This is a genomic window from Pseudomonas sp. RIT-PI-S (assembly GCF_025642975.1).
In the GTDB taxonomy this organism is placed as follows: Bacteria; Pseudomonadota; Gammaproteobacteria; order Pseudomonadales; family Pseudomonadaceae; genus Aquipseudomonas.
On sequence record NZ_JANZKJ010000006.1, the window covers coordinates 137360 to 159542 of the forward strand.

Genomic DNA, 22183 nt, shown 5'->3' on the forward strand with positions numbered 1-22183 from the left:
AGCACCGCTCAGGTATTGCGTCGACTGGCTCCCACGAAAGGTGACCGAGTATGGATGAACAAGGACGCACGCTCTCCTCCCACCAGCCGATTCTGTACGTGCTGGATACCAACGTCCTGATTCACGATCCCAACGCACTGCTCAACTTCCAGGAACACCACGTTGCCATCCCGATGACCGTCCTCGAGGAGCTGGACAAGCTCAAGGGAGGCAAGCAATCCGTGGCCGCCGAATGCCGGCAGGCCATCCGGCTGATCGACAATGTGCTCGGCGAAGCCTCGCCGCAGGCCGTCGAACAAGGCGTGCCGATCCAGCGCGGCAAGGGCGACCCAAAGGGCTACTTGTCCATTCTCATGCACAAGCGCGGGGACTTGGGGAGCCCGCTGCCTGACCATCTCAACGACAACGTCATCATCAACCAGCTGATCGATCTGCATTCACGCCGGCCCGACCTGAACGTGGTGCTGGTGAGCAAAGACATCAACATGCGGCTCAAGGCGCGGGCCTGTGGCATCGCCGCCGAGGACTACAGCACCGACCAGTTGGTGGACGACGTATCGCTGCTGTCGCGCGGCTACCACACCGTGCCTGGCTCGTTCTGGGACCGGGTGCAGAAGGTCGACACTCGCCAGGACCGCGGCCGTACCTGGCACCGGGTGCAGCTGAGCGAAGTGCTGCCGCAGGCGCATATCAATGAATTCATCATTGATGAGCAAGGCTTCGTCGGCTGGATCAAGGGCGTGCGCCATGACGAACTGATGATCTTGGACATGCACCAGGAGCCTCTGCTGCACCAGGAGGCGTGGGGCCTCAAGCCGCGGGACATCCACCAGGCTCTGGCGCTGTTCGCCTTGCTCGACCCGGACATTCACCTGGTCAACCTCTCCGGGGCTGCCGGTTCGGGGAAAACCATCCTGGCCTTGGCCGCGGCGATCGAGCAGACCATGGTCAGCAAACGCTACCGGCGGATCATCGCCACCCGCAGCGTGCAAGGGCTGGATCAGGAGATCGGCTTTTTACCAGGCACCGAGGCGGAAAAAATGGAGCCCTGGCTGGGGGCGATCACCGATAACCTCGAAGCCCTGCACATGGATGACGAGAGCACCCACGGCAGCGTGGATTACATCCTGAGCAAGGTGCCCTTGCAGTTCAAATCCTTGAACTACATCCGCGGGCGCAGCTTCCAGCAAAGCCTGATCCTGATCGACGAGTGCCAAAACCTCACGCCGCACCAGATGAAAACCATCATCACCCGAGCGGGTGCCGGCTCCAAGGTGGTCTGCCTGGGCAACCTGGCACAGATCGACACCCCTTACCTGTCGGCCACCAGCTCAGGGCTGACCTACCTGACCGAACGCTTCAAGGATTTCCCGCACGGCGTGCACATCACCTTGCAGGGCGTACCCCGGTCGATCCTGGCCGAATACGCCGAATCTCACCTTTAACGCCCCTCGGGCGAAACCCACCGGTTTCGCCCGCCCGCGGGCTTGGCTACGATGGCGCCTCTCGTTCGCAGGAGGCGCCCCCCCTATGTCCATTACGTTGATCACTGGCTGCTCCAGCGGTATCGGCCTTGCCCTGGCGCATAGCCTGCGCGCGGCCGGCCATGAAGTGTGGGCTACCGCGCGCCAGGAGCGCGACCTGGCAGCCCTCGCCGCGGCCGGCTTTACCGCGCACCGCCTCGATGTCACCGATCCAGGCCAATGCCAGGCGCTGGCGGCGCTGCTCCAGGCCCATGGCAAAGGCCTGGGTGTGCTAGTGAACAATGCCGGCTACGGCGGCATGGGGCCGCTGCTGGATCAAAGCGATGAGCTGCTGCGACGCCAGTTCGACACCAACGTAATCAGCCTGGTAACGCTCACCCGGGCGCTATTCCCCTTGCTCAAGCAAAGCGGTGGTCGGGTGGTCAACATTGGCAGCGTGTCCGGGGTGTTGGTCACGCCCTTTGCAGGAGCCTATTGCGCGTCGAAGGCGGCGGTGCACGCTCTGAGCGATGCCTTGCGCATGGAGTTGGCGCCGTTTGGCATTCAAGTGATGGAGGTACAGCCCGGCGCTATCGCCACCCGCTTCGCCGATAACGCCAGCGCTGAGGCCGAGCAGGTCATTGCCGAAGGCTCGGCCTGGTGGCCCATGCGCGACGGCATCCGCGCCCGGGCGCGGGCCTCGCAGAACCACCCCACCCCCGCCACCGAAGTAGCGGCCCGCATCACCCAGGCGTTGGCCCGGCCGACTTCCCCGCGGCTGCTGCGGGTGGGCCGCGGCTGCTGGGCGCTACCCCTATTGGCAGCGCTGGCGCCAAAAGGGTTGCTGGAGCGGATGCTGCGGCGTTCGTTCGGCTTGTAGTGCGGCGGCTGCGACGTACGCCGTCGCACGGCTCCTCAGGCAGTGCTGGAGGAAGATAGCGGGCGCAGGTACGGCCGCAGCGTCATGACCAGCGGAACGATCAAGCCTGCGGTCGCCGCCGAGGCAAGCACGCCGATGGTCTGGCTGCTGTGATCGGCGACGGCGCCATAGAAAATCGGCGCGATCCCACCAGAACCCACCACGCTGGTGTAGAAAACCGCGAAGGCCCGGCCGGTGTCCCCCCGAGCCAGCTCCGGCACGGTGCCATACAGCACGGAAGAGGTGCCATTGAGCACGACCCCGAGCAGCGGCAGCAGCGCCAACGTGGCCGCCAGCGGCGTGACCAGCGTTGCGGCGATCAGCGCGGCGGTCGCGACCTCGGTCAGCATCACGCTTTTGATCACACCTAACCGCTCGCCGAGCCAGCCGCAGGTCACCTTCCCCAAGGCACCGCCAATGAACAACAGGGCAAGCGCGAAGCCAACGGTTGGCGAGCCACCACCCTGTTGTTGCACCAGAAATGGCAAAAACAGCAGGTAGCCCATGCGGGTAGCCGTATCCAGGCCGCCGATCAGGGCCAGCATGGCGAAACCACCTCGGCCGCCTTCGTCCCGTGCCTGCCCCCGGTTGCCTGGAGCCACGATCACCGCCGGCGCCATGGCCAGCAAGGCGGCCGCCACCATCACCCCGAGCACGGCCAGCAGGCCAAGCACTGGTCGCCACGCCAGCAGCGGCAGCAGCAACGCCACCAGTGCTGGTAATACGGCTTTGCCGAGGTCGCCCGAGAAGTTGTAAATGCCCAGGGGGCGGCGTGACGCTTGGCCGTAGCTGTCGGTAACGAGCATCGACCCTCGCGGGTGCTGGATGCTCGAGCCTATGCCGGCCACCGCCAGGCCCACACAAAGCCCGGAAAAACCAAGCGGCAGCGCCATGATCAGCATGCCCAGCGCCGCCACCAGGGTGGCCAGGATCAACGCAGCCCGCGGCGACAGGCGCCGCAAGGCTAGATCGGCCGGGATCTGCAGCCCACCCATGGTGCCGTAATAAAGCGCGCGGACGGCGGCCAGCCCCGCGTAGGAAAGGCCGAACTGCGCCTGCCATACCGGCAGGAACGCGTACAGGCCGTCGGTGTAGCCGTCGTGCAGCGCGTGGGCCAGGCAGGCCCCGAACAAGTTGCGCTTCTGCGCCGGCCAGGCGCTGTTCGTTTCGGCTGTTGCCGGTTGCATGCTTACTGTCATCTGCCTGTGCTCGTCCGCCGCCCGTGCTTCGCATGCTATAGGCGTGAGGTTTTATCGACTAGCCGGTTTAGACTCACGTATAACGTGCTTTTTTCTCACGGGTTAGCCATGCGCCGCCTTCCACCGTTAAATGCCTTACGTATTTTCGAGGTCGCCGCTCGCACGGGCAGTTATGCCGAAGCCGCCGCGGAACTGGGCTTGACCCATGGGGCAGTGAGCCGGCAGATCAGCACCTTGGAAGGCTGGCTTGGCCAGCGGTTGTTCACAAGGGATGGCCGGCGGATGGCCGCAACGCCGATGGCGAAGATCTTTGCTGCTGAAGTGGGGCTGTCCTTCGACCGGCTGGCGCTGGCAGCGCAAGCCTGTGGCCGGCCCGGCGCGCGCCGCCTGCTGAGGGTCAGCGCCCCTACCAGCTTCGCAATGCGTTGGCTGATCCCACGGCTGGACCGCTACCATGCCGAGCACCCCCACGTAGAGGTGGTGGTCACCACGCTGTCGACGATGCTCGAGGAGTTGCGCGGCGGTGTCGATGTGGCCATCCGCCGAGGCGCCGCTACGGCACACGCCTGGCCACACCACCAGGCGATTGCAGTGCTCGATGACGTCGACACGCTCATCATGAGCCCAGCGCTGTTCGACCAGCGGCCGATCCTCACTCCGGCTGACATCGCCGGACATCGCTGGCTGGCCAGCGAAACCCGTGGAGGGGAATGGGCGAGCTGGCTCGAAGCGGCCGGCCTGCAGCATCTGGCCGGCCACCCCCGGCAAGTGTTCGATCATTTCTTCGTGACCCGCCAGGCCGTGGAAGATGGCCTGGGTATCGGCATCGGCCCGCTGCCGATGCTCAGCCTCGACGTCGCCAATGGGCGCTTGATGACCCCGCTGGCGCACATCCGGGTGCCACGTACCGGTTATGTCGCGCTGGTTCCCCGCCAGGGCAATCCCGGCGGGCTGGTGAGCGGCTTCGTCGACTGGCTGGCCGGCGAGGGCCAGGGCGCCCAGTAGCCAACCCGGCCCAGGCTACGCTGCCGCCTGTCAATGGATCACCACCGTACAGGTGGTCCCGGCCGCGAGCAGCATCCCCTCTGGCACCTGATCCAGGTGGATACGCACCGGCACCCGCTGGGCCAGGCGCACCCAGTTGAAGGTGGGGTTTACATCGGCCAGCAGCTCCCGGCTTTGCGGGTTGTCGCGGTCGTAGATACCGCGGGCGATGCTCTCCACATGGCCGCCGAGGGTTTCGCCGCTCATCATTTGCACCTCGGCGACATCGCCCACATGCACATGGGGCAATTTGGTTTCCTCGAAAAACCCGTACACCCAGAACGAATGCTCATCCACCACGGCCAGCTTGGCCTCGCCGGCCTTGGCGTAGTCGCCGGGGTGCACGTTCAGGTTGGTCACATACCCATCCGCCTGGGCCAGCACCCGGGTTCGCGCCAGGTTCAGTTCGGCGGCCGCCAGTGCGGCCAGCGCCTGCTGGTAATCGGCCTGGGCGGCATCGGCCACGCTGCCGGCGTCCTCCTGGCTCTCCTTGGAAATCACCAAGGCGTCCAGGTCGGCGCGGCGGCGGGCGTTGAGCCTGCGCATGTCCCAGGTCGCCCTGCGCGCGGCAACCAGCGCCCGTGCCTGGTCCACGGCCACCTGGTAGTGGGCTGGGTCCACCTGGATCAGCAAGTCGCCCTTGCGCACATGTTGGTTATCCTTGACCGGCACGGCCATCACATAGCCAGGAACGTCCGCCGCTACGTTGATGATGTCTGCGCGCACGCGGCCGTCGCGGGTCCAGGGGGTGTCCATGTAATGGACCCACAGCAGGCGGCCGAGCAACACCGCCACGCTAAAGACAAACAGGGTGCCAAGCAGGCCGAACAGCTTTTTCATCGGGCAACTCTCAACGGTAAACAGCGAGCGCCAGCGCGCCGAAGATGCAAAAGAACAGGCTCAGCCGCAGCAGCGCTGGGTGCCAGAACCAACGGTACAGGTCCAGGCTCGCCAATAGCCGGTCCAGCCCCCAGGCAAGCGCCATGGCCACTAGCAGCAGCACGGTGAGCACTGGCAGGTAAACGCCATGGAAGGCGACTTCACGGGGCATGGGGGGCTCCTGGTTGGCCTGGCAGTTGGGCCAGCGGTGAACGAGGGTCGAGCAGGCTGCTGCGAATGAAGTGCAGGTAGCTCTGCACCCGGCGCAGCACCGACGTGTCGAAGTGCCGGGCAAACGGCTCGTCCGCTTCGCGCACGCTGTCGATCGCCTGATCAACGGCCGCCAGTGCCCGCTCGCGATTGGCCACGCCGGGTTGAATGAACAAACGGATCAACGCCCGTCCCATGGCGCGGATCGCCTGGCGCCACGGCTGGCCCTGGGCGTAGGCGGGATGAACGAACAGCGCGTCTTGCTCGCGGCGGAGCTCGATCACCGCGTGGCCGACCTCCAGCACCAGCAGCATCCAGCGCAGCAACTCGCGCTGCACCCGGGGCTGCGCCGCCGCCAGCCCGTAGGCGTGGTGAACGATGTCACGGGCGCGGCTTTCGAAGCTGCTGGCCAGCCGCCGGGACTGGCCGCTGACCGCGAACACCATCAACTGGCGCAGCTCGGCCTCGAGCCGGCGCCACATCCAGCCGGCATTGGGTGGCAGAACCACCGCGCCGGCCGCGGCGCAGATGAGCATGCCGATCACCATGGCGATGTAGTCGTTGATAAAGCCGTAGGGGTTATAGACGGTGAGGTTGTCCGGCACAGAGCCAATCGAAAAGAAGATCAGCAGCCCCAGCCCGTAGCCGGCCAGCGGCGGGCGCGAGGCGAGAAACGCGCCGAAGGCGAACACCGGCGTGAGCACTAGGCACAGCAGGGGGAAGCCATCGATGTGCGGATATACGAAAAAGTATTCGACGAAACCGGCACAGGCGGCGAGCAGCGTTCCGCAGGCCATCTGGAACGACATCCGCCGCGGGTTGGGCGTGGCCGCCGAGAGCCCGATGGTCGCCGACGCAACCAGGGTCATGATCGCCCCGCTGGGCCAGGCCGTGGCGATCCAGAAGCCGCCCAGGCCAAGCAACACCAGCGCGCCGCGAACCCCAGCCGCCAGCGACGCGAGCCAGTGAGTATGGGCAGTGTAGTGCCGGGCTCGCTGTTCCGACGCCTGCTGATGGGAAGCTAGGGAAGCATGGGTCAGCGCGTAGACGTGCAAGGTTTCGGCGAAACGGAACAGCAATTCGAACGCCGTATGAAAATCCAGCAGATCGGCTTCGCCTGGCGCGGTTTCGAGAAAGCCTGCGCGCAGGGTTCTTACCTGCTCGGCAAAACCCTCGCGGTAGCGGGCGAGCGCCAGGGCGAGCAGGCTGGCGTCGCTGGTGGTCAACGGGCGGCCAACGAACGGTGCGAGGCAGGCCGCGAAGGCATCCAGCCCGGGCCTGACGAAGCGGCGTACCTGGCCGTGGTCGCTGATGCGCGCCAGCAACTGGTGCAGCGCATTGAAGCGAGTGGTCAGCGCCATGAACTCGCTGTTGAGGCGGCTCACCCGGCCGCTGCGCCGGCGCATGTGCGGGTCCTCGAACGCGGTGACGCTGCGCAGCCCTTCCAACCCTACCGCTTCGGCGAGAAAGCGTACGTTGCTGCTTTCAAAACGTTCATCGCTACCCAACCCGTGCAGGCCCTCGACCACGAAGGCTGCGAACACGCCAAAGCGCTGGTACAAGGCGTTGCGCATGGCCGCGCTGGCCGATTGCGGCAATACCGCGGCGCTGACACTGGCGGCCACCAACAGGCCCAGGCAGATTTCCAGCACGCGCCACACGGCAGCGAAAAACGCCCCTTCCGGATGCGCCAGCACTGGCAAGCCGATCATCGCTGCGGTGTAGCCGGCCAGCACGAAGCCATAGCCGCGAAAGTTTCGCTGGCGCATCGCCCCGGCCGAGCAGAGGCCAACCCACAGCGCCAGGCTGGGCAGGAACAGTTCAGTGTTCTGTGGGAACAGCGCGATCAGCAACACCGTGACCACCGAGCCGGCCAGGGTACCCAGCAAGCGGTAGAAGCTCTTGGCCAAGACCTGCCCGCTTTGCGGCTGCATCACGATGAACACAGTGGCCATGGCGGTGCGCGGCTGCGGCAGCTCAAGGCGCATGGCCAGCCATAAGGTGAGAAACGCCGCCAGCAGCACCTTGAAGATAAACACCCAGGTGACCCCGTCGCTGCGGGCCCATTCCAGCCAACCCCGGCGCAAATGAACGGCGCAGCGCGCCAGCGTCTGGCTCGGGCTGAGGTTCAAGGCCGGGCCCCCGCGCGCAGGCTGCCTAGCACTGCAGGGGCGGCAGATGCCGTTAGCTTCCCTTCACGCGGCGTATCATCGCCCGCCTGCAGGCCACCTCCCAGGGCGGTGAGCAGGTCCGCCTGAGTGGCCAGCCTCGCGGCCTGTACTTGCTCCTCGACGGTGCGTTGGCGCAGCAGGGCGGTTTGCGCCTGTAGCACTTCCAGGTAGCCCGTGAGGCCACGCTGCCAGCCGACCATGGCCAAGTCATAGGCATGCCGAGCACTGGTGACGGCCTGCGCGGCAAAGCCCGCCTGGTGAGCGAGCGACTCGCGCCGAACCAACTGGTCGGACACGTCCTTGAGGGCGTTGGCCAGCACCTCCCGGTACTGCGCGACCGCCACATCGTAGCCGGCCGCAGCCTCGCCCAGTTGGGCGCGCAGGCGGCCACCGTCGAAGATCGGCAGGCTCAGCGCCGGCCCGGCATTGTAACCCAGCTTATTGCCAGTCAAAAACTCCAGCATGCCGCCGCCAGTCGCCATGTAGCCCAGGCTGGCGGTGAGGTCCAGGTTGGGATAGAAGCCCGCTTGCGCCACCTCGATGCCCCGCGCCTGTGCGGCTATGCGCCAGCGGCTGGCGACCACGTCCGGGCGTTGGCCGAGCAACTGCGCCGGCAACCGGCTGGGCAAGCCCGGCAGCGTATCCAGGCGCAGCCGCGGGCGTTGCAATGCGGCACCTTCGCCAGGGCCCTTGCCGGCCAATGCCGCCAGCTGGTTATGCGCCAGGGTGATCTGCTCGCCGAGTTCATCAAGCTGCCGGTGGGTTTCAGGCAGTAGTGCCTGCGCCTGGCTGACGTCCAGCTGGGTGCCGATACCGGCTGCCAGCCGCTGGTTGGCCAGGGCGAGCATCTGCGATTGCTGTGCCAGCGTTGCCTGGAGGATGTCTTGCCGGGCGTAACTCAGCGCCATGCCGATGTACACCCGGACCACATCGCGAGTCAGTGCCAGGCGCACCTGTTGCGCATCGGCCGCCGCCGCATGGGCCATGTCCAGGGCGCGCTCGCTGGCGCTGCGGTCGCGGTGCCAGAGGTCCAGGTCGTAGCTCAGGCTCAGGCCGGCGTTATTGTCCCAGGTGCTCTGGTTCGCCAGGTCTCCGGGGCCATAGAAGCCGTCGGTTGGCCAGTTATGCCGGCGTAGCGCGGCATCGGCGCTCAGTTGCGGGGCCTCGCGGGCTTCGGCCATGCCGGCTGCGGCGCGGGCCTGTCGCAGCCTGGCAGCGGCCATCGCCAAACTAGGGCTGCCCTCGGTGGCCAAGGCTACCCAGCGGTCGAGCTGCGGGTCAGCGAACTCGCGCCACCACTGTTCGGCTGGCCAGCGAGCGTCCACCGCAGCAGCCTGGATCGCCGCGTCGGTGGCCAATTGGTCGGGCACCGGCAGGCTTGTTTCGGGGGCAATGCCGGCGGTACTGATACAGCCACTGATACCGGTTACGAACGCACAAAAGGTCAGTGCCTTGAGCACTGGGGAAAAACGACGCGGCACAGCGACGGTTCCGGAAATAGAGAGGCTGGGAGGAGGACTGGCGAGGGCATTCTAGGGCGGCCGCCGATGGCCGATAAGCTGCGGTTGCGGTGATTCTTTATTACAGCCGCGGAGATAATCGTGAGGGGGATGGGCAGGGCCGGGCATAGGGGGAACCGCGGCCTCAGGTGCAGTGCAGCGCGAGTGCAGCGCGAGTGCAGCGTGGATGAAACCTGCGACAGACCGATCGCGCGCTGGTTGCGATTCTGTAACTTCGTGAGACAATTTGCCCGTTCAGACAGAGAGCGAGCCATGGACACCCTGCAAAACATGCGCGCCTTCACCTGCGTGGCTGAAGCTGGCAGCTTCACCGCGGCGGCCGTGCAGCTTGATACCACCACTGCCAATATTTCCCGCGCCATCTCCAATCTCGAGGCCCACCTGCAAACCCGGTTGCTCAATCGCACTACCCGGCGCATTGCCCTGACCGAGGCGGGCAAGCGTTACCTGTTGCGCTGCGAGCAAATCCTGGCCTTCGTTGAAGAGGCCGAGGCGGAAGCCAGTGACGCCCATGCGCGGCCCGCCGGGCAGCTGAAAGTGCATACCATGACCGGCATCGGCCAGCACTTCGTGATCGACGCGATCGCCCGCTACCGCAAGATCCACCCCGACGTCACCTTCGACCTGACCATGGCCAACCGTGTGCCAGACCTGCTCGACGAGGGCTACGACGTGTCCATCGTGCTGGCCAGCGAACTGCCGGACTCAGGCTTTGTGTCGCAGCGCCTGGGCATTACCTACAGCATCGTGTGCGCCTCGCCGGAATACGTGCGCGCCCATGGCGTGGCACGCAAGCCCGGAGACCTGCGCAACCATGCCTGCCTGCGGCTGGTGAGCCCGGTGGTGCAGCTCGAGCGCTGGCTGTTCGACGGCCCTGAAGGCCAGGAAATGCTCAACATCACCAACGCACCCTTCCAGGTCAACTCCGCCGACGCCATGAAAACCGCGATCTCAAGCGGCATGGGCGTGGGCGTGCTGCCGATCTACGCGGCCATCGAAGGCCTGCGCAACGGTACCTTGGTGCGGATGCTTCCGGATTACCGCCTGCAGGAGCTGAACCTCTATGCCATCTACCCGTCCAGGCAGTACCTGGATGCGAAGATCAAGACGTGGGTGGAATACCTGCGCGGCTCCTTGCCCGACATCCTCGCCGCCCAGGACGCCGACTTGCGCAGCCATGAGCAGAACGCTTGAGCGGCCAGCGTGCCTGGCCGGAGGTTGTGGCTTGCGGCCAGTAGCTTGTAGCTTATGGGCTTGCGGCTTGTAGCCTATGCCCTCACTCACCGGAACCGACGCCCAATGAGAAAGACCGTACTTGCCTTCAGCCGCATCACGCCTCAGATGGTCGAACGCCTGCAGCAGGAATTCGACGTGATCGTGCCCAACCCGAAGCTGGGCGACATCGCTGCCCAATTCAACGAGGCCCTTCCCAAGGCACATGGCTTGATCGGCGCCGGGCGGCCGCTGGGCGAGGCGCAGCTCAAGGACGCGGGCAACCTGGAAGTGATTTCCAGCGTTTCGGTGGGCTATGACAACTACGACGTCGACTACCTGACCCGCCGCGGTATTGCCCTGACCAACACCCCAGACGTGCTGACCGAAAGCACCGCCGACCTTGGCTTTTCGCTGATCATGGGCAGCGCCCGGCGCACCGCCGAGTTGGACGCCTGGACCAAGGCCGGGCAGTGGAAGGCCACGGTCGGCCCGGACCTGTTCGGCAGCGATGTGCATGGCAAAACCCTCGGCATCGTGGGGCTGGGCAATATCGGGGCGGCCATCGCCCGCCGCGGGCGGTTCGGCTTCAACATGCCCGTGCTGTACAGCGGCAACAGCCGTAAGCCAGCGTTGGAAGCCGAGCTGGGCGCCACCTTCTGCGCGCTCGACGAGCTGTTGGCCAAGGCAGACTTTGTGTGCCTGGTGGTGCCACTGAGCGACAAGACGCGCCATCTCATCAGCCGCCGGGAACTGGCGTTGATGAAGAAGAGCGCTTTTTTGATAAACATCTCCCGCGGCCCCGTGGTGGACGAGCCCGCCCTGGTCGACGCGTTGCAGAGTGGGCTCATTCGAGGCGCCGGCCTGGACGTCTACGAACGTGAGCCATTGGCCGAATCCCCGCTGTTCGCCCTTAAAAACGTGGTTACCCTGCCGCATATCGGCTCGGCCACCGGCGAAACCCGCACCGCCATGGCTGAGCGGGCCATGGACAACCTCACCGCTGCGCTCAAGGGCCAGCGCCCGGCTGACTTGGTGAACCCGAGCGTCTTCAAAGGCTAAGCCGCGCGCCAGGTGGGCGCCGCCTTGGCGGCCGCCCTGCCCTCGCTGAACACAAGCCTGGCCCGCGCCTACGGGGCCGCAATCACTAGCCTTGTTGGAGCAGGGCCCGCAGCAGCGCTATCGGTAACGCCAGCGCTGCCAAGGTCAAGGCCAGCTTCGGCCGGTAGGGCAGCAACCCTACCAGCAACCCCGCGCTGGCCATGGCCAGGCCGCAAAAGCGTATCAGCCCCATGGCCCAGCCACCCGAGGCGATCAGCACTGCCATAGCGACAGCCAGCAATACCCAGCCGCTCAACCGCAGGGCCCGCTGTCGTGCGGCACCCGGCCTGGCGCCGAGCAGGTCCAGGTGATGACGTTCCATGGCCAGGCACAGGGCGCTGAAACCGGCATAACACAGCATGGCGGCCACTAGCATCAAGACGCCACCCGCGCTGGCCGGGCCGTTGTCACTGGCACCGCCTGCCTGCGGGCGAGCTTGCGCGCCAGCCACGCCAGCACCAGCGCGCAGAGGATGGCAGTGAGGTCTACCCCGGCGCTGGCCCAGTCCCGCTCGGCAATGGCCTGCGGCAACCCACGTGGCGTGGTGAACAGGCCCAGCAACGGCAATGCCAGGTACAGCGCCGCTGCGGTCGTCAACTGCTCGACCCATCCGCGCCGGCTGTGGCGCAGCGCCGCATGCACAAGTGCCGCCAGCCAGGTAAGGAAAAACACCCGCACTTCCCAGGCGCTACGGTCGGCCAGGTGCGGTGGCAGCAAGCGGTTGGCGCACAGGTAGCCGGCCACCGCCAGCAGCAGCCCTGCCATGCTTGCCTGGTTAAGGGCAGCGACCAGCCGCAGGCCCACCGGCGGGCGGGGTTCGCGGGCGTGCTTGAGCTGGCGCTTGGTGAGCCACAGCATCAGCCCCGTGCCGATCATGGTGGTGCCGCCGAGGCCGAAGATAAAGTACAGCCAGCGCTCCACGGGGCTGGCGAACTGGCCCATGTGCAAGCCATAGAAGCCGCCGCCGATAAGCAGCGCACCGCCGCTCACGGTGGTGGTGGCCAGCGGCTGGCCAGTCACGCCATCGAACGCCAGGCTGGCCCCGGGCAGGTAGGCAATGCGGGCGGCGCCGTCTGGGTAGAACACCACGCGTGCCGCCTTGTCTCCGGGGTTCTGCACCTCCACTCGGTCGAAGCGCGCCCCTGGCCATTGGCCAATGGCTGCGTCGTACAGTCGAGGTAACCCGGCCGACTGCGCTGGCTCACCCTGCGCCGGGCCGGGGAAGGCATTCGGGAACACATCCGTATAGAAGTTGGCCGGGGCGCCTTTGTAGGCAGTGAGCAAGGGCGCGGGCAAGAGCATCACCATGAAAATGACCAGCCCGCTATAGGTGATCATCAAGTGAAAGGGCAGTATCAGTACGCCTACGGCGTTATGCCCGTCCAGCCAGGAGCGCTGGCCCTTGCCAGGGCGGAAGGTGAAGAATTCCTTGAACAGCTTTTTGTGGGTGATGATGCCGCTTATCAGGGTCACCAGCATCGCCAAGGCCGCAAAGCTTGCGACCCAGCGGCCGAAGGGATAGCCCAGTTGCAGCTCGTAATGAAACCCGTAGAAGAAATCGCCTCCGCGGCTTTCCCGGGCATCCACCACCTGCCCCGTCGCCGGGTCCAGCAGCTTGCTGATAAACCTATCGCCCTGCTTCCACATGACCTCCAGCGCGGCCTGGCGCTCATTGGGCGGCATCACATACCAGTTTTCCGCGCGCGGTGCCGTTTGCTGCAAGAACGCTTCGGCGTGGCCGAGGGCCGTGCGGGTGTCCAGCGCCCGCACCGGCACTTCCGGGTGAGCCCAGTGGTTGAGCTCTTCCTTGAAATAGCTAAGGGTGCCGCTCAGGAACATGGCAAACAACAACCAGCCGAAGGTCAGCCCCAGCCAGGTATGCAACCAGGCCATCGCTTGGCGAAAACCCTCTCTCATGCAGCCGCCATCCGGTAAAGGGCAAGGTCCCCGAGCGCCAGGGCTAGGGTGCTCAGGCCTATGCCCATCCAAGCCTTAAGCGCGCTACGGCAGGCAAACGCCCACAGTACGGCGAGCACATACACCACGAACCCGAGCATCATCGCGCTCACCGCCGCCTGGGCTGGCGCGGTGGGCAGCACGCCGGCCAGCAATGCACTGGCAGCGCTGGTCAAGGCGTAACCGCCGAGGCTCGCGGCAAGGCAGCGCGACAGCACGCCCAGCCGGTAGCGCAAAGGTAAGGGAGCAGGCTTTCTCATGGAGTGGCCAAACAGGCAAAGGTGAAGGGCGTCGATTCTATTGATAAACATTCTCATACGCAAAGAAAGCCATTCTCCCCGCACCGGGGCAGTGCGGGCTTTACGAAAATGCCTTGAGGCGGGCAGCCGTTCAGGCCCCTACGCCAGCGGCAGCGCCATGTTGGGGCTCGATTGCCTTCAGTGTTCGCTCCAATCTCTACCCGTCTCTGGGCACAGGGCAACGGTTCCTAGCCTTCCCACGCTGCCGGCACGGGCCTTGCTACAGGTTCAGGGCCCTTGGGATCCAGCGGCAGAGCCCGGCTGATCGCGCTTGAACCGACGGTCAGGATCGCGAGAACTATCACCGGCCGCCCCAGTCAATAGGTGCAGTCTCGACCAGTCAGGTGACGTATGGACAACCCTTTTCAGATCATCAGCGAAGCATTCCAGCCCGATTACCGGGTCAATCTGAGCATTCAGGGGCTGGACGGCACCATCATGCTGACGCTGTCCAATGATGGCGGCATGGTCGCCAAGCGGATGATCAGCCCCGCACAACGTAACGATCCCAAGCGCTTGCAGCGGCTGATCGACAGCATCAAATTCGGCATCGCTATCGAGCGCGGCGACAGTGCCCTGGAAATGCTGGCGGCCATGACCGAGAGCAACAAGCGGCCGTTGCTGGCCCAGGCCGCAGGCAATGCGTGGCAAACCGCCCCGGCTGCGGCAAGCGCTGCCGGGCTGTAACTTCAGGTTTCGCCTTTTTCCAGCTCCACCACCTCGACCTTGCCAGCGCGCTTGCGACGCGGACCTTCGATCTTGATCGACGGGAACCGTGACGAGGCATAGCGCACCACCAGGATGGCAAAGGCCAATAACAAGATCGCGCCCGAGAGGTAGACCACGCCCAAATCCGGAGGCGCATGGTGCGATACGTCGGAGATCAGCAACCGGGTCAGCGCGGTGATCGCCACGTAGATCAAGAAGCGCACCGGCATGTGATTGGTCTTGAAGTAGATCCCTACCATGGCCCCCAGCTCCAGGTAGATGAACAGCAGCAGGATGTCATCCACGCTGATCGCGCCTTTTTCCAGCATCTGCAGGAACGCGATCACCGCTGCCCAAGCCGTGACGCCGCCAATGGCGAACAGCGCCAGGTAATGGAACCCTTCCACCAGCAGGTTCCCGAGCGACTCAGCGCAGTCATGCAGGCGCTCTCGCAACGCGTCCGCCCAATTGTTCTTCACGTGTCTTGATCCTTCTGCAAATGCCCCGGGCAGCGTGCCCGAGGGCTGTTACAACAGAAGCCGCATGCAGAATCAAGGCCACGGGCTTGCCTGCGCGCTCATGACACTGTATAAATAACCAGCATACGCAAACGCACGCGCTTGAGAGGCCCTCATGGCTGTTGAAGTCCTGTATCGAAGTACTCGTGACCTGGAGACCATTTTCTTGGATAGGAAACTCGCAGACGCTCACGACCAAATGCTGGAGCTGGCCGAGGTCGTCGGCCAGGTGCTGGAAAAGAACATCGCTGGCCTTGGCGAGAGCCAGGCAGAAGAGATCGGTATCTTCCTTGCCAAGCACCGGGCGATCTTCGCCGCGGCGTTCAAGAGCAACGTCGAGGCGCTGGCGGAGCTTAAGTAGGGCACAGCCCGAGAGCGGGCAATCATCGCCTCGGCTATGCATCGGCACTCACCGGCCCGCGCGCTCCTACAACGGGGGCTTTGAACATGGCCGGCAACAGCGCCAACACGCCCAAGGTGAGCGCTGCTCCGAACACCCACAATGCCACCGCGGGGCTTAGGCGGTCGGCCAGCATGCCGGTGAATACCACCGGGAGGCTGAAGCCTGCATAGGCCAGCAGAAAGAACCCGGCACTGGCTCGGGTTTTTTCGTTTCCTGCCTGCGCGGTGACAGCAGCGAGCCCGCCTAGATAGATAAATCCATAACAGGCGCTGCTGGCGGCCAAAGTCCCCAACAGTACTGCCGGCAGGTGGCCCTGTATCGCGCCCCAGGCAATGAGGCCATAGCTTGGCGGCAAAATCGCCAGCCCCACTGCCACGGCGCGCGCTCGCGGCATGCGCTTGGCCAAGGGTTGGAATAACAGCCCACAACTGATGACACTGAACGTTGAAAAACCGGCCCAATGGGCCAAGCCCCTGCTGTTCAGAACCGATGGCAGGATGGCGATGACCACGCCGCTGGTTGCCCAAGCCAGCAAGATAGCCAACCCATAACGCAAACTTGCTCGCGGATAGAACGGCAGGCGCAGCATGGCCGAGCGCCGATGCGGGGCTGGGTCTGGTAGCCGGGCGAGTGCTGCCAGCGCCAGCGTCGCCAAGCCTATCTGCAACCAGAAACTCCCGGGGGCGAGGCTATCGCCCTGCATCAAAAACAAGCTGGTAGCCGCAGCGCCGCCCCCAAACCCCACAGAAGTGCTGGCCGTGACCCAGCTCGCCGCCCGCGCCGGGTCCCCGCCCTGCCCCGCCATCAATTCGGTCATGTAGGCGATACCGGTGGCAGACGCCAGGGCCGTACCCACGCCCAGTAGGCAGCGTGCCATGGCCAGGCTGTAGAGGCCCGGGGCAATCAACAGCAGCGAGGTGCTGGCTATCGTTAGCACCAGCCCTATCGCAATAAGGGGCTTGCGCCCGGTGCGATCAGCCAGGCCGCCCAGCAGCAGCAACACCGGCACCACGCCTACCACATAAGCGGCGAAGGCCACGGCGGTCGCGCCGGCGCCGGCGCCGGAAAGCTGTGCATAGGCAGGGTACAGCGGGGCCGGCAAGTTCACCGCGCAGGTAATCAGGCATAGGGCAAAAGCCAGTGCCAGGGTGGGACAACGGTTCATCGGCGCGCTCCGTAGGGATGAGCCTGCACGGTAGCTGGGCCAGCACTGCAAACAAGGCACAGTACGCCGAGGATATGGTTCACTGTGTGGCGAAATTGACCAAACAGAGAAGACCATGCAACTGCAGCTCGACCGTGAGTCCACCATACCGCTGGTCGAACAGCTGGTGCAGGCCATCACCCTGTGGCTCGAGGCCCGCAGGGTTCGCAGCGGCGCGCGCATGCCCTCCATCCGCCAGGTGGCCAGGGCTCACGCAATAAGCGTGTCCACCGTGGTGGAAGCCTACGCCCGGCTGGTTGCCCGCGGCGCCCTGGAGCCCAGGCACGGCAGTGGTTTTTTCGTCAGCCCATCGGCGGCCGCGGACCACGCCGTGGTGCAAGCGCAGCCGGCGGACGAACGCTGGGCGCAGTTCGAGGCAGCGCCGGGGCAGCTCCGCTTGGGCTGTGGCTGGGTCCCGGACGACTGGCGTGACGACGAGGCAGTCGCCCATGCCATCCGTAGAGTTACCCGCGAAGAGCCTGCCAGCCTGTTCAGCTATAACGCCCCATTAGGGTTGGTCACATTGCGCCAGCAAGTGCAACGTCGGCTGGCGGCAGTGCACGTGCAAGCGGGGCTGGAACAGATCCTCACGACCCAAGGGGCCAGCCATGGGCTTGACCTGATCGTGCGCACGCTGCTCAGCCCCGGCGATACGGTGATCGTGGAAGACCCGGGCTACTACAACCTGTTCAACCTGCTGGCGCTGCATCGCATTCGCGTGCTGCCGGTTCCCCGGTTACGCGATGGCCCAGACGCGGCGGCGGTGGAGGCATTGCTGCGCGAACACCGGCCGAGGCTGATGTTTATCAACAGCATGTACCACAACCCCACGGGCACCAGCTTGGCGCCCAGCGTCGCCCATCGGCTGCTGAAGTTGGCCGAGCAGCATGGCTTCCAGCTCGTAGAAGACGACATCTATGCCGACTTCCAGAACGGCCCGAGCACCCGCCTGGCCGCCCTCGACGGGTTGGAGCGAGTGCTTTACCTGGCAAGTTTTTCCAAGACGCTCAGTTGCTCGTTGCGCGTTGGTTACCTGGCCGGCCCGGCGCCCTTGGTGCAGCGGCTGGGAGAGGTAGCCATGTGCACCGGCCTGGGCAGCCAGCGCTTCGCGGAAAGCGTGGTGGCCGATTTACTGGCCAGCGGCGCCTACCGCAGGTCTGTAAGCCGGCTGCGCCAGCGCCTGGCCGGGCGAATGGCCGACACGCTGCTGATGCTGGCCGAGCACGGTTGGGACGTGTTCACCGCCCCCGAAGGCGGCATGTTCGTATGGGCGAGGTTTCCCGGAGCGGCCTATGCCGATTACACCGCGGTGGCCGGCAAATTGGGCATCGTGCTTTCATCGGGGAACGGGTTTCGCCCCAACGGCGAGGCCACTGCCTGGCTGCGCTTGAACGTTGCCTACAGTGCCGACCCCAGGGCCCGGGCCTTCCTGGCCCACGTAGCGAAGCGACCGCGGGCTCAGCCGTAGACCAGCCGCTCAGCCATCGCTTGGGCGACCCGGGCTGGCGAATGATGCGAGGCCTGAGCCTGGGCGAAGATATCGGTTAGGCGTTTGCCGATCTGGCGCAGGTGCGTAGTGATAACGCTCGCTTCTGCGCCTTGGTACTGCAACGCCACCTGAATAAGCCCACCTGCATTGATCACGTAATCGGGGGCGTAAAGAATGCCACGGCTTTCCAGCAGGTCGCCCACATCCAGGCTGGTGAGCTGCGCATTGGCCGAGCCGGCGACCGCCGCACAACGCAATTGGGCAACGCTCTTGGCACTAAGCACGCCGCCATTGGCGCAGGGCGCGAAGATGTCGCAGGGGGTGGTAGGCAAGGCTTCCCCGGCGATGGGGCGGGCGTTGAATTGCTCAACCGCCAGCTGCACTTTGCCGGGGTCGGTATCGCACACCAGCAATTCTGCGCCGGCGGCATGAAGGTGTTCCGCCAGGCCGTAACCCACATGGCCCAAACCCTGGATCGCCACCCGTAAGCCTTCGAGGTTATCGCTGCCCAGCCGCGCCATCGCTGTGCTGCGTATCCCGGCGAACACCCCCAGGGCGGTGTGCGCCGAAGGGTCCCCGGCTTGGGTGGTGCTGGTCACGTAAGCGGTCGCCTGGGCCACGCAGTCCATGTCCGCGGTACTGGTGCCGCTGTCGACGGCGGTGATGTAGCGCCCCTGCAAGCTGTCGATGAAGCGGCCGAACGCTTCGAACAGCAAGGCGCGATCTTCCACATGGGGGCCGCGCAGGATCACCGCCTTGCCGCCGTTGAACGGCAAACCCGCCAGCGCCGCCTTGTAGCTCATGGTCTCGGCCAGGCGAATGGCGTCGATCATCGCGCTCTCTTCGTCCGGGTACGCCAGGTATCGACAGCCACCCAGCGCCGGCGCCTGGCGGCCGCCATGGATCGCGACGATCGCCCGCAGGCCAGTGACCGGGTCGACGGTCATATGTACCGTTTCTACGCGGGTGCGTTGCATCAGCGCGAGCATGGAGGGTGCTTCCGAGGGGGGTATCCCGTTCAGTATAGGTGGCGCCTTCAAGGTTGCCCGGCAGGCGCCTGCCACTGGACGAAACCGCCCCACAGGGCTACAAGAGCTGAAGCACGACAGGCCTGGGCCTGCCGGACGAACGGAGCGTCCATTCCATGAACCCCCGCCAAGCGTGCCTGCACTGCGTTCGCCGCGAACCTGCCGCCCCCTTCGAGGCGGCACTATGGGTGGCGGCCGAGCACGACCCCGACGTACAGCCGGCGCAGCTGATGAGCGACCTGCATAGCTTGCAAGTAGACGTGAGCGCCAGCCTGCCCCTGCTGCCGGTACGAGAGCTGGCCCAGCCGCTGTTGCGCAGGCTTAGCACACTGGGCTTCGCCCGGGATGAATATCACCCCCTGCGAGCCGATGCCGCGCTGCTGCACAAGGTATTGTCGCGCAAGCGTGGCCAGCCGTTGGCGCTGGGGCTGCTGGCGCTGGAACTGGCGCGGCGGCTGGACATCCCGCTGGTCGGGGTGAATTTCCCCGGCCATTTCTTGCTGCAGGTACCCGGGGCAGATCACTTGCTCGACCCTTGCGGCGGGCGCCGGTTGTATCCACAGGATTGCCGCGAACTGCTGACGCGCCAGTATGGCGATGCCCCTGAGCTACGCGCCGAGTACCTTAGCGCCGCCACTTCGGTGCAAATGCTGCAGCGCCTCTCACGCAACCTGCGTCAATTGCACAGCAGCCACGACCAGCACTTGCCAGCCCTCAAGGACGCCGAACGGGTGCTGGAGCTGGGCCCTGGCACAGTGGCCGACTACCTGGCCCGCGCCACCCTTTACCAGCAACTGGGCTGCCCGCAAGCGGAGCGCTTCGACCTCGAACACGCTCTGCTGCTGAGCGATGACCCAGTGCAGCGCCTGCGCCTGGCCGAGCGCCTGCAACTGCTGCCTGGGGCGGCGCACCGCCTGCACTGAGCGTCAGGGCGCGTCCGGCTGCTTGGCGGGGTGCGCCGCGCTGAACGCTGGATGCGCCTTGGCCTGTGCGATCACCGCGCGGACCTTCGGGCAGGCGTCCAGCGGCACTTGGAAGCGCTCCGCCGCGTATGCCTGCGGCACCAGATACAGGTCGGCCAGGCCGGGCCGGGCGCCGAAACAGTAGCCTTCGCTGGCATCGATCATTGCCTCGACGGCGGCCAGGCCCTCACCGATCCAGCGGCCAATCCATTGGCCCACGCGGCTTTCATCCAGCCCCTGCTGGCGTAGTGCGGCCAGCACCGCCGCGTTGTGCAGCGGGTGGATATCAGAGCCGATCAGCGAGGCCACCGCCCGGGCTCGGGCCTGCTGCACCGGAGTGCCCTCGAGCAAGGGTGGCGAGGGATAACAAGCATCGAGGTATTCCAGGATCGCGCTGGACTGGAACAACCGTTCGCCAGACGCCAATTCCAGCACCGGCACTCGCCCTTGCGGGTTGACCTGGCGAAACGCAGCGCTGCGCTGGTCGCCCTCAAGCAGGTTGATCGGTTTATCCGTCCAGGCCAGCCCCTTGAGGCCCAAGGCAATACGCACCCGATAGGACGCTGTGGAGCGGTAATAGCCATAGAGAATCATCCGTTGCCCTCACGCTGGCGTTACACGGCCGCGGCACTCACCGAAGCCCAGGCTGCCGACGCCCGCTTTATGGCAGCGGGCCCGCAGGATGATCTCGTCGCCATCCTCGAGGAACCGCCGGGTTTCCCCGTTCGCCAGCTGAAGTGGCTGGGCGCCGCCTTGGGTCATTTCGAGCAGGCTGCCCAACTGGCCCGGCTCCGCCCCCGACAAGGTGCCAGAGCCAAACAGATCGCCGGGCTGCAATTGGCAGCCGTTGGCACTGTGATGCGCGACCATCTGGGCGACCGTCCAGTACATGCTGCGGGTATTGCTCAGGGATATCCGTTGCGGCGCCACGCCCTGCTCGCGCATGCCCGGGGTGAGCAGCAAGACCTCCAACGTGATGTCCAGCGCGCCGGCCTGCTGGTCGCGCTCATCCCACAGGTAGGGCAACGGCTGCGGGTCGCCCTCGGGGCGCGGCGGCTGGGCGCAGCGAAACGGCTGCAGGGCTTCGGGGGTAATCACCCAGGGCGACACGGTGGTGACGAAGCTCTTGGAGAGGAATGGCCCGAGCGGCTGATATTCCCACGCCTGAAGGTCGCGCGCGGACCAGTCATTGAGCAGGCAGAACCCGGCCACGTGCTCACCGGCCGAAGCGATGGGCACAGCCTCCCCGGCAGCATTGCCCTGGCCAAGCCAGATACCCAGCTCCAGCTCGAAATCCAGCCGGGCGCAGGGGCCGAACTGTGGCGTGCTAACACCTGCGGGAAGGGTTTGGCCATGAGGGCGCCGGACCGGCGCGCCAGACGCGCGAACCGTCGAGGCGCGACCGTGATAGCCAATGGGCACGTACTTGTAGTTAGGCAGCAGCGGGTTGTCCGGGCGGAACAGCTTGCCAACGTTGCGGGCGTGCTCGATGCCTACGTAGAAATCGGTGTAATCCCCAATGCGCGCCGGTAAATGCACGGTGCAGCGATCGGCCGCGAGCAACCAGGGCAGCACCTGAGCCTGCTCGGTGGCGTCCTCGCTGAGCAAGGCCAGCAGTTGTCGGCGCAGTGCCTGGCGGGCCGCGGCACCGAGCGCGAACAGGCCGTTGAGGGTGCCGTCGGCGCAGGCCCTGACCGCATCGCGCGCCAGCCCCTGCAACAGCCCCTCGGCCTCCAGCCCACGCAGGTCGAGAATATGGTCAGCAAGGGCCACGCCTGGCCGAGGGTCGCTCCCTGCGTGGCTGAACACCCCCAGCGGCAGGTTGTGCAGGGGAAAATCCGGATGGTCATTGGCCGCCGCCCACCAGCTGCGGAGTGCGTTATGCGTGTTCAGGGTGT

General features: G+C 65.5%; 22 protein-coding genes. 9 read left to right on the forward strand and 13 right to left on the reverse strand.

Annotated elements, in window-relative coordinates:
• Positions 1-50 precede the first annotated feature (50 nt).
• A complete protein-coding gene (locus OGL93_RS10895) occupies positions 51-1445 on the forward strand; it encodes a PhoH family protein (RefSeq protein WP_263262651.1) in 1395 nt (464 codons plus the stop codon).
• 85 nt (positions 1446-1530) lie between these two features.
• Entirely contained in the window at positions 1531-2343 is an 813-nt protein-coding gene (locus tag OGL93_RS10900; protein WP_263262652.1) for an SDR family oxidoreductase, read from the forward strand.
• Between the two features lie 35 nt (positions 2344-2378).
• Here the strand turns inward: OGL93_RS10900 and OGL93_RS10905 are convergent, their stop codons facing one another.
• Positions 2379-3569: an MFS transporter gene (locus OGL93_RS10905; RefSeq protein WP_263262653.1), complete on the reverse strand. Its 1191-nt coding sequence runs from the start codon at positions 3567-3569 to the stop codon at positions 2379-2381.
• 120 nt (positions 3570-3689) lie between these two features.
• Between OGL93_RS10905 and OGL93_RS10910 the strand changes: the two genes are divergently transcribed.
• Positions 3690-4586: a LysR substrate-binding domain-containing protein gene (locus OGL93_RS10910; RefSeq protein ID WP_263262654.1), complete on the forward strand. Its 897-nt coding sequence runs from the start codon at positions 3690-3692 to the stop codon at positions 4584-4586.
• Between the two features lie 30 nt (positions 4587-4616).
• Here OGL93_RS10910 and OGL93_RS10915 read toward each other — a convergent pair whose 3' ends face one another.
• The 4 genes from OGL93_RS10915 to OGL93_RS10930 are packed head-to-tail and all read right to left on the reverse strand — an operon-like array spanning position 4617 to position 9366.
• Positions 4617-5465 carry an HlyD family secretion protein gene (locus OGL93_RS10915; protein WP_263262655.1) on the reverse strand — a complete coding sequence of 283 codons (849 nt, stop codon included), beginning with the start codon at positions 5463-5465 and terminating at the stop codon, positions 4617-4619.
• A gap of 10 nt (positions 5466-5475) precedes the next feature.
• Positions 5476-5676 (reverse strand): DUF1656 domain-containing protein, encoded by a 201-nt coding sequence (locus OGL93_RS10920; RefSeq protein WP_263262656.1) that lies wholly within the window; start codon positions 5674-5676, stop codon positions 5476-5478.
• A complete protein-coding gene (locus OGL93_RS10925; protein ID WP_263262657.1) occupies positions 5666-7846 on the reverse strand; it encodes an FUSC family protein in 2181 nt (726 codons plus the stop codon). The genes OGL93_RS10920 and OGL93_RS10925 overlap by 11 nt, the downstream gene beginning before the upstream one ends.
• Entirely contained in the window at positions 7843-9366 is a 1524-nt protein-coding gene (locus OGL93_RS10930; RefSeq protein WP_263262658.1) for an efflux transporter outer membrane subunit, read from the reverse strand. Before OGL93_RS10930 ends, OGL93_RS10925 begins: the two co-directional genes overlap by 4 nt.
• A gap of 291 nt (positions 9367-9657) precedes the next feature.
• Here OGL93_RS10930 and OGL93_RS10935 point away from each other — a divergent pair, with 291 nt between their 5' ends.
• Both OGL93_RS10935 and OGL93_RS10940 read left to right on the forward strand, forming a co-directional pair.
• Positions 9658-10599: a LysR family transcriptional regulator gene (locus OGL93_RS10935; RefSeq protein ID WP_263262659.1), complete on the forward strand. Its 942-nt coding sequence runs from the start codon at positions 9658-9660 to the stop codon at positions 10597-10599.
• Positions 10600-10704: 105 nt separating this feature from the next.
• Positions 10705-11679, forward strand: coding sequence for a D-glycerate dehydrogenase (locus OGL93_RS10940; RefSeq protein ID WP_263262660.1), 975 nt, complete (start codon positions 10705-10707; stop codon positions 11677-11679).
• A gap of 85 nt (positions 11680-11764) precedes the next feature.
• Here OGL93_RS10940 and OGL93_RS10945 read toward each other — a convergent pair whose 3' ends face one another.
• From OGL93_RS10945 to OGL93_RS10955, 3 genes are read right to left on the reverse strand one after another with little or no spacing between them, the layout of a single operon-like run.
• Positions 11765-12094 carry a DUF3325 domain-containing protein gene (locus OGL93_RS10945; RefSeq protein WP_263262661.1) on the reverse strand — a complete coding sequence of 110 codons (330 nt, stop codon included), beginning with the start codon at positions 12092-12094 and terminating at the stop codon, positions 11765-11767.
• Positions 12094-13635 (reverse strand): PepSY-associated TM helix domain-containing protein, encoded by a 1542-nt coding sequence (locus tag OGL93_RS10950; protein WP_263262662.1) that lies wholly within the window; start codon positions 13633-13635, stop codon positions 12094-12096. The genes OGL93_RS10945 and OGL93_RS10950 overlap by 1 nt, the downstream gene beginning before the upstream one ends.
• Entirely contained in the window at positions 13632-13934 is a 303-nt protein-coding gene (locus OGL93_RS10955; protein WP_263262663.1) for a DUF3649 domain-containing protein, read from the reverse strand. Before OGL93_RS10955 ends, OGL93_RS10950 begins: the two co-directional genes overlap by 4 nt.
• A gap of 390 nt (positions 13935-14324) precedes the next feature.
• On the opposite strand from OGL93_RS10955, the gene OGL93_RS10960 reads away from it, so the two are divergent.
• The gene (locus OGL93_RS10960) at positions 14325-14660 is read left to right on the forward strand and encodes a DUF3509 domain-containing protein (RefSeq protein WP_263262664.1); all 336 of its coding nucleotides are present in this window, start codon (positions 14325-14327) and stop codon (positions 14658-14660) included.
• A gap of 2 nt (positions 14661-14662) precedes the next feature.
• On the opposite strand, the gene OGL93_RS10965 is transcribed toward OGL93_RS10960, so the two are convergent.
• On the reverse strand, positions 14663-15160 hold the full coding sequence (locus tag OGL93_RS10965; protein WP_263262665.1) for a phosphate-starvation-inducible PsiE family protein: 498 nt from the start codon (positions 15158-15160) through the stop codon (positions 14663-14665).
• Positions 15161-15314: 154 nt separating this feature from the next.
• On the opposite strand from OGL93_RS10965, the gene OGL93_RS10970 reads away from it, so the two are divergent.
• Complete coding sequence (locus OGL93_RS10970) at positions 15315-15560, forward strand: YebG family protein (protein WP_263262666.1); 246 nt, start codon at positions 15315-15317, stop codon at positions 15558-15560.
• A gap of 34 nt (positions 15561-15594) precedes the next feature.
• On the opposite strand, the gene OGL93_RS10975 is transcribed toward OGL93_RS10970, so the two are convergent.
• Positions 15595-16767, reverse strand: a complete 1173-nt coding sequence (locus tag OGL93_RS10975) for an MFS transporter (RefSeq protein ID WP_263262667.1) — start codon at positions 16765-16767, stop codon at positions 15595-15597.
• A gap of 115 nt (positions 16768-16882) precedes the next feature.
• Between OGL93_RS10975 and OGL93_RS10980 the strand changes: the two genes are divergently transcribed.
• Complete coding sequence (locus OGL93_RS10980; RefSeq protein WP_263262668.1) at positions 16883-18274, forward strand: PLP-dependent aminotransferase family protein; 1392 nt, start codon at positions 16883-16885, stop codon at positions 18272-18274.
• Here the strand turns inward: OGL93_RS10980 and OGL93_RS10985 are convergent.
• A complete protein-coding gene (locus tag OGL93_RS10985; RefSeq protein WP_263262669.1) occupies positions 18265-19284 on the reverse strand; it encodes a Glu/Leu/Phe/Val dehydrogenase dimerization domain-containing protein in 1020 nt (339 codons plus the stop codon). The genes OGL93_RS10980 and OGL93_RS10985 overlap by 10 nt on opposite strands.
• Before the next feature lie 155 nt (positions 19285-19439).
• Between OGL93_RS10985 and OGL93_RS10990 the strand changes: the two genes are divergently transcribed.
• Positions 19440-20246: a tetratricopeptide repeat protein gene (locus tag OGL93_RS10990; protein WP_263262670.1), complete on the forward strand. Its 807-nt coding sequence runs from the start codon at positions 19440-19442 to the stop codon at positions 20244-20246.
• Positions 20247-20249: 3 nt separating this feature from the next.
• On the opposite strand, the gene maiA is transcribed toward OGL93_RS10990, so the two are convergent.
• Both maiA and fahA read right to left on the reverse strand, forming a co-directional pair.
• Complete coding sequence (maiA, locus tag OGL93_RS10995; protein WP_263262671.1) at positions 20250-20879, reverse strand: maleylacetoacetate isomerase; 630 nt, start codon at positions 20877-20879, stop codon at positions 20250-20252.
• Between the two features lie 9 nt (positions 20880-20888).
• Positions 20889-22178: a fumarylacetoacetase gene (gene fahA / locus OGL93_RS11000; RefSeq protein WP_263262774.1), complete on the reverse strand. Its 1290-nt coding sequence runs from the start codon at positions 22176-22178 to the stop codon at positions 20889-20891.
• Positions 22179-22183: the final 5 nt, after the last annotated feature.